This is a genomic window from Thalassobacter sp. (assembly GCF_982993085.1).
The window spans coordinates 1-14,555 of sequence record NZ_CEZFMW010000089.1 but is presented as its reverse complement, the minus strand read 5'-3'; the positions used below and the strand labels follow the sequence as shown (position 1 = coordinate 14,555).

Annotated in this window: 12 protein-coding genes and 1 pseudogene; 4 read left to right on the top strand and 9 right to left on the bottom strand. The window is 59.8% G+C overall.

Translation table 11 applies throughout. The features are described from left to right. The 4 genes and pseudogenes from AC4GMC_RS13180 to recN all read left to right on the top strand — a co-directional run. Positions 1–465 (top strand): annotated as a pseudogene (locus AC4GMC_RS13180) (cell division protein FtsZ); the annotation flags it as partial. Between the two features lie 232 nt (positions 466–697). After that, entirely contained in the window at positions 698–1,615 is a 918-nt protein-coding gene (gene lpxC, locus AC4GMC_RS13175; protein WP_487876847.1) for a UDP-3-O-acyl-N-acetylglucosamine deacetylase, read from the top strand. 110 nt (positions 1,616–1,725) lie between these two features. Next, the gene (locus tag AC4GMC_RS13170; RefSeq protein ID WP_487876848.1) at positions 1,726–2,556 is read left to right on the top strand and encodes an outer membrane protein assembly factor BamD; all 831 of its coding nucleotides are present in this window, start codon (positions 1,726–1,728) and stop codon (positions 2,554–2,556) included. A 43-nt stretch (positions 2,557–2,599) separates the two neighbouring features. After that, positions 2,600–4,258 (top strand): DNA repair protein RecN, encoded by a 1,659-nt coding sequence (gene recN, locus AC4GMC_RS13165; RefSeq protein ID WP_487876849.1) that lies wholly within the window; start codon positions 2,600–2,602, stop codon positions 4,256–4,258. Positions 4,259–4,261: 3 nt separating this feature from the next. Here recN and murC read toward each other — a convergent pair whose 3' ends face one another. The 9 genes from murC to AC4GMC_RS13120 all read right to left on the bottom strand — a co-directional run bounded on the left by murC (position 4,262) and on the right by AC4GMC_RS13120 (position 14,291). Continuing rightward, positions 4,262–5,671, bottom strand: a complete 1,410-nt coding sequence (gene murC / locus AC4GMC_RS13160; RefSeq protein ID WP_487876850.1) for a UDP-N-acetylmuramate--L-alanine ligase — start codon at positions 5,669–5,671, stop codon at positions 4,262–4,264. Further along, entirely contained in the window at positions 5,671–6,765 is a 1,095-nt protein-coding gene (locus AC4GMC_RS13155) for a UDP-N-acetylglucosamine--N-acetylmuramyl-(pentapeptide) pyrophosphoryl-undecaprenol N-acetylglucosamine transferase (RefSeq protein ID WP_487876851.1), read from the bottom strand. Before AC4GMC_RS13155 ends, murC begins: the two co-directional genes overlap by 1 nt. Further along, a complete protein-coding gene (locus AC4GMC_RS13150) occupies positions 6,765–7,925 on the bottom strand; it encodes a peptidoglycan glycosyltransferase FtsW (RefSeq protein WP_038003626.1) in 1,161 nt (386 codons plus the stop codon). The genes AC4GMC_RS13155 and AC4GMC_RS13150 overlap by 1 nt, the downstream gene beginning before the upstream one ends. A gap of 88 nt (positions 7,926–8,013) precedes the next feature. Further along, a complete protein-coding gene (locus tag AC4GMC_RS13145; protein WP_487878630.1) occupies positions 8,014–8,544 on the bottom strand; it encodes a hypothetical protein in 531 nt (176 codons plus the stop codon). Positions 8,545–8,642: 98 nt separating this feature from the next. Continuing rightward, positions 8,643–9,272, bottom strand: coding sequence for a (d)CMP kinase (locus AC4GMC_RS13140; protein ID WP_487878631.1), 630 nt, complete (start codon positions 9,270–9,272; stop codon positions 8,643–8,645). Next, positions 9,269–9,667 (bottom strand): GFA family protein, encoded by a 399-nt coding sequence (locus AC4GMC_RS13135; protein ID WP_487878632.1) that lies wholly within the window; start codon positions 9,665–9,667, stop codon positions 9,269–9,271. The genes AC4GMC_RS13140 and AC4GMC_RS13135 overlap by 4 nt, the downstream gene beginning before the upstream one ends. Before the next feature lie 53 nt (positions 9,668–9,720). Next, a complete protein-coding gene (aroA, locus tag AC4GMC_RS13130; protein WP_487878890.1) occupies positions 9,721–11,067 on the bottom strand; it encodes a 3-phosphoshikimate 1-carboxyvinyltransferase in 1,347 nt (448 codons plus the stop codon). A gap of 60 nt (positions 11,068–11,127) precedes the next feature. Further along, on the bottom strand, positions 11,128–13,404 hold the full coding sequence (locus tag AC4GMC_RS13125) for an NADP-dependent malic enzyme (protein WP_487878769.1): 2,277 nt from the start codon (positions 13,402–13,404) through the stop codon (positions 11,128–11,130). A 119-nt stretch (positions 13,405–13,523) separates the two neighbouring features. Further along, positions 13,524–14,291, bottom strand: a complete 768-nt coding sequence (locus AC4GMC_RS13120; RefSeq protein WP_487878891.1) for an NAD kinase — start codon at positions 14,289–14,291, stop codon at positions 13,524–13,526. Between the last annotated feature and the right edge of the window lie 264 nt (positions 14,292–14,555).

The following is a 14,555-nucleotide window of genomic DNA, read 5'->3' as shown; positions in this document are numbered from 1 at the left end:
CCACAAGAGCCAAGCTTTTTCGACTCGATGGAAATGAATGATCATCAGGACAACCCTGAAAACATTCTAAGCTCGGACGACCTGCCACCCCCGGCCTACCAGCCCGCGCCCGAACCAACACGTTCCGCCGCATTCGCAGAGCCCGAGCCCGAAGCCTACGTGGCGGAGCCCCGCATGGCAGCGCCCGGCCCTTCGCCTGAACAAATGGCTCAGCTGCGTGCAGCTGTCGTTCGCGGTGAACGCCGTGGTGCCCCCGCACCAACATCCGAGCCTGAGAAGGCACGGTTTGGTGGGATCGGTGGTCTGATCGGTCGCATGACGGGTCACACCGAAGAGCCGCCCATGACCGCTCAGCGGCCCAGCCAACAGAGCACTGGTGCAGCCCATCGCGGCGAGACAATCGGCGATAACCCCGAGGATGACCGGATCGAAATCCCTGCATTCCTTCGTCGGCAGGCCAATTAACGCCAGGTCAACCCGTAACGAATTGTTGAGAAGCGACTGTGGATAACAGTCGCTTCTTTTCTATTGTATCAACGACTTAAATACGATTACGCCGCAGAGCGGCAATTTTCCGCCGACGGGTTTTGCCAATGTTGCAGGGCGTCACAAACCGTTAATTGCGGCATAAACCAGCAACAGATAGCAAAATGGTCAAATGTCAGCGGGGCAAACCTCGCGTTTATTGGGGCACCGCGTGCAAACAACTCTTAAATCTCTGATCCGCTTTACTGGCGTTGGCCTTCACTCGGGCGCCCCAGTTCGCATGACGATCCATCCAGCCTCAGCATCCTACGGGATCTGGTTCCGCCGGACGGACGTTACGGACAGCGATGCGATGATCCCGGCGCGCTACAATTCTGCGATCCAGTCGCCCCTCTGCACCCGCTTGGTGAACGCCGACGGCATCGAGATGTCCACGGTCGAACATGTCATGGCTGCACTCGCGGGCTGCGGCGTGCACAACGCACTGCTTGAAATTGACGGCCCAGAGGTTCCTATCCTAGACGGCTCAGCCGCCCTTTTTGTAGAAGCAATCATGAAACGTGGCCTTCAGGTGCTGGATGCGCCGGTGCATGCCATCGAAGTTTTGCGCCAAGTCAGCGTGACAGACGGTAACAGCACCGCAAGCCTGTCGCCCGCCAAAACCACGGAGATGGACTTTTCCATCGACTTCGCAGATGCCGCTATTGGCCACCAAGAAAAACGTCTAGTGCTGGCGAACGGTACCTTTGTGCGCGAACTTGCAAATAGCCGTACATTTTGCCGCCAAGCCGATGTTGAAATGATGCGCGAAAACGGCCTTGCCCTTGGCGGAACCTATGACAACGCGGTGGTTGTGGATGGGGACCAAGTGTTGTCGCCCGGCGGTTTGCGTCACGCGGATGAGGCCGTGCGCCACAAAATGCTCGACGCGCTTGGTGATCTGGCGCTGGCTGGTGCCCCGCTTTTGGGGCGCTATACGGGCGTGCGTGCGGGCCACACGTTGACCAACAAGTTGCTGCACGCGCTATTTGCTGATCCACTGGCCTACCGCATTGTAACGTGCTCACAAACGCAGCTCGACAATCTGCCCGGCGCCGGCCTGCACATGTCGGATTTGGCTGCGGTTTGAGCGCGGACCAACGCCCAATCCCACTTTTGTCCCTCCACGTCCTATGCTAGACCCTTAACAAGTTCCCGACCAAGGGAACGGCACCTGACAGGGCAAGAGGCCATGATCGAATGACAGGCGGGAAATCAATACTGCTGAGCGCGGCCCTCGTGGCGCTTTTGTCGGCGTGTTCGCAGGGTCCAACAGATGCCGAAGTGCTGCAAAGCCTTGGCCCCCAAGAAATTTTCCAGCGCGCCGAAGTGCAGTTGGCCAGCGATGAACCAGAAGAGGCCGCGCGCCTGTTCAATGAGGTTGAGCGGCTTTACCCCTATTCCGATTGGGCCAAGCGGGCCCTAATCATGGCCGCGTTTTCTTACCATACCGATGGCGACTATGAGAATTCTCGTGCGGCCGCCCAACGGTTTATCGACTTTTACCCAGCAGACGAAGACGCGGCCTACGCGCAGTACCTTCTCGCACTCTCCTACTATGATCAAATCGACCAAGTGGGCCGCGACCAAGGCCTGACGTTCCAAGCACTCCAAGCCTTGCGGACCGTGATCGAACGCTACCCCGGCTCAGAATACGCGCGCTCTTCGATCCTAAAATTCGATCTAGCGTTTGACCACCTTGCCGCCAAAGAGATGGAAATCGGGCGCTATTACCTCAAGCGTGGGCACTACCCTGCCGCCATCAATCGCTTTCGCGCCGTCGTCCAAGACTTTGAGACCACGAGCCACACGCCCGAAGCCCTGATGCGCTTGGTTGAGGCCTACCTCAGCCTTGGCCTGCGGGATGAAGCACAGACCGCCGGCGCGATCCTTGGCTATAACTTCCAAAGCTCGCCTTTCTATGACGACGCCTTCAAGCAGTTGACCGGTCAAGGGCTGGATGCAGCACCTCGCGGCACCGGCTGGTTGGTCGACATTTATCGCCGCACAATTCGTGGCGCGTGGTTGTAACCGGGGGGTGGGCCTGACCCCATCCGACACGAGGCTCGAATAAATGCTGCGCGCGCTCGATATCCGAAACATGCTGATTATTGATCATTTGGAACTGGCATTTCAGCCGGGTCTGAATGTTCTGACCGGTGAAACCGGCGCGGGTAAATCCATTTTGCTCGACTCGTTGGGGTTTGTTTTGGGCTGGCGCGGGCGTGCGGAACTTGTTCGGGCCGGGGCCGATCAGGGTGAGGTCGTGGCCGAGTTTGCGTTAGGCCCCGATCATGCGGCACATGCGATTTTACAAGAGGCGGGCCTGCCGGATGAAGACGGCACGGTCATCATGCGTCGCGTCAATACGCGCGATGGGCGAAAGACAGCTTGGGTCAACGACCGTCGGTGTTCAGGCGAGGTGCTGCGTGCGCTTTCAGAAACGCTGGTGGAATTGCATGGTCAGCATGACGACCGCGGTCTGTTGAACACACGTGGCCACCGCACGTTGCTAGACAGTTTCGCGGGCTCTACCGCCTTGCTCGCTAAGGTTCGCACCGCTTGGCGGGCCCATGCCGCCGCTCAAACCGCGTTGAGCAAGGCAGAGGCGCTTTTGGCCGAAACTCGCGCAGAAGAAGAGTACCTGCGTCACGCAGCAGCCGAGCTAGAAGCGCTTGACCCTCAACCGGGCGAAGACGATACGCTCGACGCCCGACGCCGGATGATGCAGGGCGCTGAACGTATCCGTGAGGACGTGACAAACGGCCTAGAGGCGATCGGCCTCAACGGCGCCGAGGGCCGGATGAGCGACGCGGTACGCTGGCTGGATGGGGCGCGGGACAAGGCCGAGGGTGCACTGGATGCGGCCCTTGATGCATTGGGGCGCGCACAGGTCGAACTGGGTGAAGCACAAGCCGGGGTTGAGGCGTGCCTTGATAAATTATCCTTCGATCCGTTTGAGTTGGAAACCGTTGAGGAGCGTCTTTTTGCTCTACGGGCGCTTGCCCGCAAACACGATGTATCGCCCGAAGAATTACCCGCTCTGGCGGCGAATTTGCGTGCCAAGCTGGATGCCCTAGACGCATCTGAGGGCGATATCGCAGCCCTTCGTCGCGCCGTGACCGACACGGGCGCGGATTATGACGCCGCCGCAATGACCCTGTCCGACTTGCGTGCAAAAGCTGCCAAGCGGCTGGACGCGGCCATGGCCGCAGAACTCGCCCCGCTCAAGATGGAGCGCGCCGTATTCGTCACCCGTTTGACCGAGGCCCCGAAAGGCCCCGAGGGCATAGACGCCATCGCATTCGAGGTCGCCACCAACCCCGGCGCCCCAGCAGGGCCGTTGAACAAGATCGCCTCGGGCGGGGAATTGTCACGGTTTTTGCTGGCACTAAAGGTCTGTTTGGCGGGCGATGATCTATCGACCACGATGATCTTTGATGAAATCGACCGCGGCGTGGGTGGTGCCACAGCGGATGCTGTTGGGCGCCGGCTCAAGACTTTGGCGGATGGCGGGCAAGTTTTGGTCGTGACCCACTCCCCACAGGTTGCGGCCCTTGGCGCGCATCACTGGCAGGTTGCCAAGCGGGTCGTGGATGAGGCCACGTTGTCGAGTGTCACGCCCCTTGGTGACGACGCGCGCCTCGATGAAATCGCTCGAATGTTGGCTGGTGACACGATCACTGAGGCCGCGCGCGCTGCGGCGCAGGCCTTGCTTGACGCCGCAGAATAGCGGCTATTCGCCCGCGGCAAGGCGCTTTGGCAGCCCGTTGGCCCAAGCCGAAATCGTCCCCGCACCGAGGCAGATAATGATATCGCCTTCGCGCGCCTGTTCCCGCACCAGACGTTCAAGGTCATCTTCGGATGTGACGGCCCGCGCGTGGCGATGGCCGTGGCGGATAAGCCCCGCAACCAGATCATCGCGGCCTGCTCCTTCAATGGGGTCCTCACCGGCGGCAAAAACCTCACCGATGCCAACAACATCGGCGTCGTTAAAGCAGCTGCAAAAATCATCAAAGAGCGTATGCAGGCGCGAAAAACGGTGCGGTTGGTGCACCGCAATGACCCGGCCACCGTCACCCACACTTTGCCGCGCCGCGCGCAGCACGGCTGCGATCTCAACAGGATGGTGACCATAGTCGTCGATAATTGGAATGCCCTTCCACTCACCAACTTTGGTAAAGCGGCGGTTAACGCCCTTGAATGCAGCCAGACCCTGTTTGATCTGCTCCAGTGTCATGCCCAGGTGCCGCCCCACGGCAACACCCGCCAGCGCATTTGACACGTTGTGATCACCGGGCATGGGCAGCGTGCAATCTTTGATAACTTCATCCTCAGCCTGAATATGGATATCAAAATGCGCCACACCTGCTTCAAATGTCAGGTTCATCGCACGCACATCCGCCTGCGCGTTAAAGCCGAATGTCATGACCCGCCGGTCCGTGATCCGACCAACCAACGCCTGCACCTCAGGGTGGTCGGTGCAGCATACCGCCAAACCGTAGAATGGGATGTTCGAGACAAAATCATCAAAACCCGCCCGCAGGTTTTCGATTGTGCCCCAATGTTCCATGTGTTCGGGATCGATATTGGTCACGATCGCGATTGTCGCGGGCAAACGGTTGAACGTGCCGTCGCTTTCATCCGCTTCGACCACCATCCATTCGCCCGAGCCCATGCGCGCATTGCTGTCATAGGCGTGAATAATCCCGCCGTTGATAACGGTCGGGTCAATCCCGCCCTCATCCAAAAGGGCTGCGACCATCGTAGTTGTGGTCGTCTTGCCATGGGTTCCGGCAACGGCGATGTTGGACTTAAGCCGCATCAATTCGGCCAGCATCTCGGCGCGACGCACAACGGGCAGCCCAGCTAGGCGCGCCGCATCCAGCTCGGGATTTCCCGGTTTGATCGCGCTTGAAATCACGACAACCTCGACGCCCTCAAGATTTTCGGCGCGTTGGCCCACGAACACCGTGGCCCCCAACGCCTCAAGCCGCTTGGTGATCTTGCTCGCCTTCAGGTCAGATCCCTGAACAGTATAGCCGTGCTCAACCAACACCTCTGCAATACCCGACATGCCAATGCCACCGATGCCCACAAAGTGAATGGGCCCCAGCGCCTGGGGCAGTTTGGTTGCGGTGTTCATTAGCGCGCTCCTGTATGTGCTAGCTCTTGGACCAAGGCGCCAAGCGCTTGGGCGGCATCCATACGCCCCTGCCCCCGCGCCGCAATGGCCATTTTCTGTGCCCCCTCGGGGCTGCCCAAGACCGTGGCAATCTGCTCGGCCAAGGCTGCAGGGGTAAATCTGCTTTCGGGCATCATGATCGCGGCGTTGGCATCTACGAGGCCGCGTGCATTGGCCGTTTGGTGATCCCCTGTGGCTGCGGCAAACGGCACAAGGATCGAGGGTCGTCCAATCGCACTGATATCCGCAACGGTCGACGCACCCGAGCGGGAGATGACCAGTTGCGCCTCAGTGAACCGTTTGGGGATGTCATCAAAGAACGGTGCGACCTCAGCCCGGACATCAATGTCAGCGTAGGCCTGAGTAACGCGCGCAATATCCTCGGCACGCGCCTGTTGTTCGACCTTGATCTGGTCTCGCAATGCAGTAGGCAGTTGACCGATGGCAGCAGGCACCACATCCGAAAGGATGCGCGCGCCCTGAGAGCCGCCGATCACAACAATGCGCAACGGGTAATCACCCGGTGGGATGTAGCCCGCGCCCGCGCGCTCCGCTATAGACGCGCGCACAGGATTACCCACATGCACAGGCTCAACACCGTCGGGCACAGCCACGGGCCATGTACCGGCAGCCACCACCGATACGCGCGGCGCAAGCAACGTGTTCACCCGACCCAGCACACCATTTTGTTCATGAATAATTGTGGGCAGTTTCATCAAAACGGCAGCGCCAAGTGCCGGGATCGAGGGGTAGCCGCCAAAGCCCACCACAACCGCAGGCTTGTCGCGTTTAAAATCTGCGCGTGCAGCAAACACCCCGCGCAGGATGCGAAATGGTACAAGCGCCTTGGCCAGCCCCCCACCACGCGCGAAAGTTGCCGATGAAACCACACGCCTTTCAACCGCATCCGGGAACCCGCCCGCATAGCGCGCGCCGCGTGCATCAGTCGACAAAACCACCCGCCAACCACGCGCCAGCATGTCTTCGGCCAAGGCCTGCGCGGGAAACATATGCCCGCCCGTGCCGCCAGCCGCGATAACCAACAACGGGCCCATCAACGGCGCCTCAGCATGTCACCGATTTCACCTTGGGGCCGCGTGCGGGTAAAGCACAGCAGCATCCCCACGAGGATCCCCATCGCAATCAGCGATGACCCCCCGTAACTTACGAACGGCAGCGTCATCCCCTTGGCAGGCAAAACCCGCACTGCCACGCCCAAGTTAATAAAGGCTTGAAGCCCGAACAACGTGATCAAGCCCGTACCAGCAAGGCGAATGAACGGATCCCGCTCTCGCATCAGGCGAAAGAGCGAGCGGACCGTTATCAGCGCGAACAATCCGATGATGATCCAAACAAGGATCAGGCCGTATTCTTCTGCCGCCACGGCAATGATGAAATCAGTATGTGCGTCGGGCAACGACCATTTGACCTGCCCCTCATTCACGCCTGCGCCGAAAAAGCCGCCCTCGCGGATCGCATTCGTGGCAAAGCCCATTTGGGTGGTCGGATCGACCTCGGGATTGAGAAAACCGTCAATGCGCCGCGCAAAGTGTTCGGACGAGGAATAGGCGACAACGCCCCCCGCCACGACCAACCCGATGCACCCGGTCAGCAAAATCATCGGCGCACCGGCCACGAAATACAGCGTCGACCACGCCGCGATGATCAGCGCGGATTGGCCAAAGTCAGGCTGGGTGGCCAAAAAGCCAACCGTGCACACGGCAACAATGAAGGAGAAAGTCTTACCCGGAGGGCCGTTCAACTCTTGGCTCGCGGCCATCAACCATGCGCACAGAATGACGAAAACGGGTTTGAGGAACTCAGAGGGCTGCACGGACACGAACCCCAATGAGAACCACCGCGTGGCCCCCTTGCCAAAATCAGTGCCAAAAACCGGCAGCATCGCCACCGCTAGAAATGCCGCGAAAAAGCCCAGCACCCCAAGCCTGCGCAATTGCGTGGGTGATAGCATCGACACGACCAACATCACCGACAACGCCATCATGCCAAACACACCCTGCCGCAGCACGTAGTGGAATGGCATCAGGCCATTGCGCTCTGCCAGTGGGGGTGAGGCCGCAAAGCCTAACAAAAGGCCGATCGCAAAAAGGATGAAAATACATGTCAGGGTGACACGGTCCACTGTGCGCCACCAGCGCGAGAGGATCGCCTCGCCCGGTTGCACGATAACCGTGCCATGGGCCATTTCCGTCATGGGATGCCTGCTTTGGTCTATTATGTTCTGCTCGTGCCCTTTTCGGGCTTATTTCAGTAGCCTACCCCAAACACGGGCCTGTGGCCACTTAAATGTCCTCACCTTTGCGCAGCAATTCGCTGAAAAGATCTTGATAAAGGCCGTTGCTGTCGCCCCCTCCAAAGGTCTGCGCCCCACCAGAATAAAGCGTGCCATAGGTTCGGGCCAAATTGACCGTTTGGATTAACGCGGAAATGAATTGCTCCCGCTCTAACGGGCTGAGCGGATGGATAAAGGTGCCCCACAACCGCCCGTTTGCGACAGCATATCGGGCATCAAGAGCGGTGTCGAAATTGGCCTGCATAAGCCGCATCAATTCGTCCGGCTCCAACCCTTCGGCACTCCGGATGGGAACCATGGCACGCATGCGGTCGGCGGCGGGGTCCGAAACAATGATGACCGGGACGTCCTCAATCGTGAGCTGAAATCCCGTGGCGAATACCTGCGCCTCTGGGTCGATGGTTTGGACAATCGCGCCCATCCGTTCAAGCGTCATGGGACGTTCCTCCGCATCAGCGGAGGTAATAAACCCATAGGCAGCAAGGGCCGCTGCAATGATGAGGGTGGGCAGAATGCGCATATCAAATCTCCTGTCGAACAGGAGAATCCTAGAACGCACCGCGCCATCAACCAAAGCACAACATCGTGTGCGCCTTAGCCTATAACATCAAGTTTACTCTACAAATTACTGATAACAATATCTTTACACGACTGAACATGTGCAACAGCCTTGGCCACAGCCGCGGGAATTGCCAGATCAGAGGTATCAATTACGACCGCGTCATCCGCGGCAACCAAGGGCGCCTCGGTGCGGTCGCGGTCGCGTGCGTCGCGCGCCTCTACGTCGGCCAAAACTTGTTCAAGCGTAATGCTCGGGTCTTTTTCCGATAGCTCCAGCCAACGGCGATGCGCCCGAATTTCGGCACGCGCAGTGACATAAAGCTTGGCTTCCGCACGCGGGCAAATAACCGTGCCGATATCGCGCCCATCCAGAACCGCGCCACCTGAGCGCGTCGCAAACGCCCGCTGAAAATCCACGAGGGCGGCGCGCACGTCTGCGATCACGGCGACCTTGCTTGCGGCCTGCGCCACAGCAGAGGTGCGCAAGCCTTCCGCATTCAAGTCGTCGGCCATCAGTGTTTTTGCTGCCTGAACCGGGTCCATGCCTGCATCCAAGACTTTGCGGCCAACCGCGCGATAGAGCAGCCCTGTGTCCAAGTGCGCGAGGTCAAAATGCGCAGCGACCGCCTTGGAAATTGTGCCTTTGCCCGCAGCCGCCGGGCCATCAATCGCAACCGTAAACCTCATGATGGTACCTCTGGCCCGGAGCGACCTTGTGCAAAACAGGGTAAATCCTCGCCCGCTGTGTAGTAATCGCCTTTATCGGCATAGTAGATGTGACCATCCATTCGCAGCCCAGTTGGTGCGTCGAACGCGCCGGCCATTAAATAGACCAATCCATCGTATTCTTCCCAAAACAAGTAGCTGCCGCAGGTTCCGCAAAACCCGCGCCGGGCGCTAGGTGTGCTGTTGTACCAAGTCGGCGTGCCAGACAGTGTGACATCCGCCCAAGGTGCAGGCACGGCAGCCGCGTAGTGGCCGGTCTGCTTGCGGCACTGGGTGCAATGGCACGCGGTCACCGGGCCCAATGCGCCCGCGACCTCGTAGGTGATCGCCCCACACAAACATCCGCCCCGTTGCAATGCGCGTTCCTTTCCTGAGCCGAAGCCCTTACGGGACCCGGCCCCCAACGTTATTAGGCTTGCACCAAGTCCGCGCCCAAATCCCCCATCAATCCCTCGAAAATCGGGAAAGACGTGGCGATTGGCCCACCGTCTTCGACAGTGATGGCAGCTTTTGCTGCCATGCCCGCCACAAGAAATGACATTGCGATACGGTGATCAAGGAAAACCTCGACCGTAGCGCCGCCGGGCATGGCACCGGGGCCCATGCCCTCAACCTCCCACCAGTCAGGACCTTCCTCCACGGTGACACCACAGGCCCGCAGCCCCTTGGCCATCGCATCGATACGGTCACATTCCTTAACACGCAGTTCTTTGACACCGCGCATCACGGTGCGCCCCGTGGCGTGGGACGCCACGACCGATAGAACGGGGTATTCATCAATCATGCTCGCCGCACGGGCGGGTGGCACTTCGATACCACGCATATTGGGCGAATACCGCGCTCGCAGGTCGGCGACCGGCTCGCCCCCCTCCTCTCGGAGGTTTTCATAGGTCAGGTCTGCCCCCATATCGCGCAGCGTCTCAAAGAGACCCGCGCGTGTGGGGTTAAGGCCAATATTAGGCACCAACACATCCGAGCCTGGCACGATCAGCGCCGCACACACCGGGAAGGCAGCACTGGACGGATCACGGGGCACGACGATGGTTTGGGCACGCAGCTCGGGCTGGCCGGTTAGAGTGATTTCGCGCCCCTCCGGCGTGTCGACCACGGAGATTTCTGCACCAAAGCCCGCAAGCATCCGCTCTGTGTGGTCGCGGGTCGCTTCTTTTTCAATCACAACCGTCTGGCCCGGCGCGTTTAACCCCGCCAGCAAAACCGCTGATTTCACTTGGGCCGAGGGCACAGGCACGACATAGCGCACCGGCACAGGGTCCGCCGCGCCCACAACCGTCATGGGCAAGCGCCCGCCAGAGCGACCGACCGCTTGCGCACCAAACAACGCAAGCGGATCCGTCACGCGCGCCATAGGACGTTTGTTCAAACTGGCGTCGCCCGTAAACGTCACCGCCATGTCAGACGTCGCCATACAGCCCATGATCAACCGCACACCGGTTCCGGAATTGCCGCAGTCAATTACTTGATCAGGCTCGGCAAAGCCGCCGACGCCAACGCCGTGCACATGCCATGTGCCATCCTCATCACGCGTGATGTCAGCCCCAAAAGCCTGCATGGCCTTGGCCGTGTCCAGAACGTCCTGCCCCTCCAGCAGCCCGGTGACAATAGTTTCTCCGACCGACATGGCGCCCAAGATGAGCGAGCGGTGAGAGATCGACTTATCGCCGGGCACGTGGGCCTCGCCCTTGAGCGGGCCACAAGGGCGGGAGGTCATCGGAATGGGGGTGCCGTGGGCGGACATGGAGGCCTCATATTTGGTTTGCGCCCGTGATAGACGCCCACACGCCCGGATGCCAGTGCCCTACCCGTAGGATTTCACCGGTGTCCCCGCCAAGGCCGAAATATTTAGCAGCCCGCGCGCCGTAATCGATGGCGTTACGATCTGCGCCTTGTTGCCCATGCCCATCAAGATCGGCCCGACCTCTAGGCCGCCACCGCGCATTTTGAGGATGTTGCGTGCAGCACCCGCCCCATCGGTAGACGCAAAGACCAACACGTTTGCCGCGCCCTCTAGGCGTGAACAAGGCAGGTAGCGATCGCGCAGTTCTGGGTCGAGTGCACTGTCGACGTGCATTTCACCTTCATAAGCAAAATCAAGCTGTTGCGCATCCAATTGGCGCAGCGCCTCGCGCATGACACGACCAGATCGGCTGTCGAGGTTCCCGAACTGAGAGCCAGAGCACAGCGCCACCTTGGGCTCCACCCCGAACCGCCGCACGTGACGCGCGGCCCCAATGACAGACTTAACGATCTGCTCGGGCGTTGGTTCTGCGTGGACGTGTGTGTCCGCGATGAACAACGGCCCATCCTCTAGGATCATCAGGCTGAGGGCGCCAACCGGGCTAAGTCCGTCGCGGCCAAGGATTTGTTCAATGTAGTTCAGGTGCCACAGAAACTGACCAAAGGTGCCGCAAATGACCGAATCCGCTTCGCCCCGTTGCACCATCACCGCGCCAATCGCAGTGGTGTTCGTGCGCATGATCGCGCGCGACAGATCGGGGGCCACCCCGCGGCGCGCCATCAGGCCGTGGTAGGTTTCCCAGTATTCGCGATAGCGGGCATCACTTTGCGGGTTCACGATCTCAAAATCGCGACCGGGTTTGACGGTCAGGCCCGCTTTCTCGGCACGGGCCTCGATCACTTCGGGCCGCCCGATCAGGATTGGCACATCGGTGGTTTCCTCAACCACGGCTTGGGCTGCGTGCAAGACGCGAACATCCTCGCCCTCGGCAAAAACGATCCGGCGTTCAGCATTGGCCGCCGCTGCGAACACGGGCCGCATGATGAGCGCAGATTTGAAGACCGAACCGTCAAGCTGCTCTTTGTAATCTTCGATATCGACATGCTTGGTGGCAACACCACTTTCCATTGCGGCCTTAGCCACAGCGCTGGCCACGACGCCCATCAAACGGGGGTCAAACGCCTTGGGGATCAGGTAGTCAGGCCCAAATGTCAGCTGCTCGCCCGCATAGGCCGCGGCGGCCTCGGCACTGGTGGTGGCGCGTGCAAGGGCGGCAATCCCTTCGACACAGCCAATCTTCATGGCCTCATTGATCTCAGTCGCGCCGACGTCTAGCGCGCCACGGAAGATGAACGGAAAGCACAAAACGTTGTTAACTTGGTTGGGAATATCACTGCGCCCTGTAGCAATCAGCGCGTCAGGGGCGACACTGCGGACCTCTTCGGGCAGGATTTCCGGTGTGGGGTTTGCCAGCGCGAAAACAATCGGGCGTTTGGCCATTTTGGCGACCATTTCGGGCTTTAGCACGCCAGGACCGGAAAGACCCAAAAACAGATCAGCCCCTTCAATCACATCACCAAGGCTTGCGGGCGTGGTGCCCTGCGCATAGGCCGCCTTTTGGGGCGTCATTTCCTCGGTCCGGCCTTCGTAGACAAGGCCTGCGATGTCGCACAGATAGACGTTTTCACGCTTAACCCCGAGGCTAAGCAGCATATTCAGGCAGGCGATGCCAGCCGCCCCACCACCTGTGGACACGACTTTGATGTCAGCCCAATCCTTGCCGACCACCTTAAGCGCGTTCAACGCAGCAGCACCCACTACAATCGCGGTGCCGTGCTGGTCATCATGGAAAACAGGGATGTTCATCCGCTCACGGCAAATTTTTTCAACGATAAAACAATCGGGCGCCTTGATGTCCTCAAGGTTGATAGCCCCAAACGTGGGCTCAAGCGCACAGACAATGTCGGCCAGCCGCTCTGGATCAGATTCGTTCAGTTCAATGTCGAAGCAATCGATGTCAGCAAACTTCTTAAACAGAACTGCCTTGCCTTCCATCACCGGCTTGGAGGCCAGCGCGCCGATGTTGCCAAGCCCCAGAACCGCCGAGCCGTTGGTCACAACGGCCACAAGGTTTCCGCGCGCGGTATAAAGGTTAGCATTGGCCTTGTCGGCGACGATTTCGGTGCAGGCATCTGCGACCCCGGGGCTGTAGGCCCGCGCTAGGTCACGTCCGTTGGCCAAGGGCTTGGTGGCCCGGATCTCCAGCTTGCCCGGCTTGCCTTCGGCGTGATACCGCAGTGCCGCTGTGCGCAGGCTTTCTTTGAATTCCTCGGCCATATTCCCTCCCCTTCAGAAATGGTTCACCATTAAACTATTTATTTCCTATCGGAAACCAAAGCGGCCCACCACTGGAAATTGCATCTTCGTACGCGGCACCCCGCCGCATAACAAACGGCCTAGGTGAATTGCTCTCGCAGAAGCCGTTCTTCCAAACCGTGACCGGGGTCAAACAGCAAACGATGCGCGATTGCGGTCTCCGAATGGATATCGACCCGCACAACGCCACTGACGGAACGGGAATCGGTATCTGCCCGGACGGGCCGCTTTTCGTGTTGCAACACATCGAACCGCACCACCGCGCCCGACGGCAATAGCGCCCCACGCCAGCGCCGGGGCCGAAACGCCGCCATTGCCGTCACCGCCAAAACATCTGAACCGATTGGCAAAATTGGCCCGTGTGCCGAGTAGTTGTAAGCCGTAGATCCTGCCGGCGTAGCCACAAGACAGCCGTCGCACACCAATTCATCCATCCGCACGCGTCCGTCGACTGATATGCGCAGCTTGGCGGCCTGCGCCCCTTCACGCAGCAAGGACACCTCGTTGATGGCCAGCGCCTCTACCGAGCTGCCATCAGCCGTCCAGGCAGTCATCTTAAGCGGGTGGGTCACGGCCTCTTCTGCGGCCTCAAGACGCTCAATCAGCGCTTCTTCAGCGTATTCATTCATTAAAAAGCCGACCGTGCCGCGGTTCATGCCATAAACCGGCGCATCGACCCCCATGCTGCCGTGCAGGGTTTGCAACATGAAACCGTCGCCCCCCAACGCCACGATCACATCGGCGTCTTGCGGCTCAAACTGGCCGTAGCGGGCAGTCAGTGCCGCCAATGCCTCCTGCGCGTCGGCAGCCGGTGAGGCCATGAAACAAATATTCCGCGCGGCGGGCATGACAAAAACACTCCGTTGGTTTCCAAAACACTGCACTCGGGCCGATCCGAAACACAAGAGGGCCCTTTTGCCGCTCTCGGCGCATACTTGTGCGCATTCCAGACTTCCCACCGGGCGCGCAACCCCTTACACAACGCGCAACATAAAACGTCTGCACCTCAGGAGAGAGCCTATGAACGCCCCGCACCGCGCCCCCGGTTTTTTCACCACCTCCATCGCCGAAAGCGATCCGGAGCTTCACGCCGCCATGCAAGACGAGCTTGG

What these genes read in the sequence shown, in the direction of transcription:
- AC4GMC_RS13170 (WP_487876848.1), top strand. Translation starts at nt 1,726, where the DNA reads ATGACAGGCGGGAAATCAATACTGCTGAGCGCGGCCCTCGTGGCGCTT.
- recN (WP_487876849.1), top strand. Translation starts at nt 2,600, where the DNA reads ATGCTGCGCGCGCTCGATATCCGAAACATGCTGATTATTGATCATTTG.
- murC (WP_487876850.1), bottom strand. Translation starts at nt 5,671, where the DNA reads ATGAACACCGCAACCAAACTGCCCCAGGCGCTGGGGCCCATTCACTTT.
- AC4GMC_RS13155 (WP_487876851.1), bottom strand. Translation starts at nt 6,765, where the DNA reads ATGGGCCCGTTGTTGGTTATCGCGGCTGGCGGCACGGGCGGGCATATG.
- AC4GMC_RS13150 (WP_038003626.1), bottom strand. Translation starts at nt 7,925, where the DNA reads ATGACGGAAATGGCCCATGGCACGGTTATCGTGCAACCGGGCGAGGCG.
- AC4GMC_RS13145 (WP_487878630.1), bottom strand. Translation starts at nt 8,544, where the DNA reads ATGCGCATTCTGCCCACCCTCATCATTGCAGCGGCCCTTGCTGCCTAT.
- AC4GMC_RS13140 (WP_487878631.1), bottom strand. Translation starts at nt 9,272, where the DNA reads ATGAGGTTTACGGTTGCGATTGATGGCCCGGCGGCTGCGGGCAAAGGC.
- aroA (WP_487878890.1), bottom strand. Translation starts at nt 11,067, where the DNA reads ATGTCCGCCCACGGCACCCCCATTCCGATGACCTCCCGCCCTTGTGGC.
- AC4GMC_RS13125 (WP_487878769.1), bottom strand. Translation starts at nt 13,404, where the DNA reads ATGGCCGAGGAATTCAAAGAAAGCCTGCGCACAGCGGCACTGCGGTAT.
- AC4GMC_RS13120 (WP_487878891.1), bottom strand. Translation starts at nt 14,291, where the DNA reads ATGCCCGCCGCGCGGAATATTTGTTTCATGGCCTCACCGGCTGCCGAC.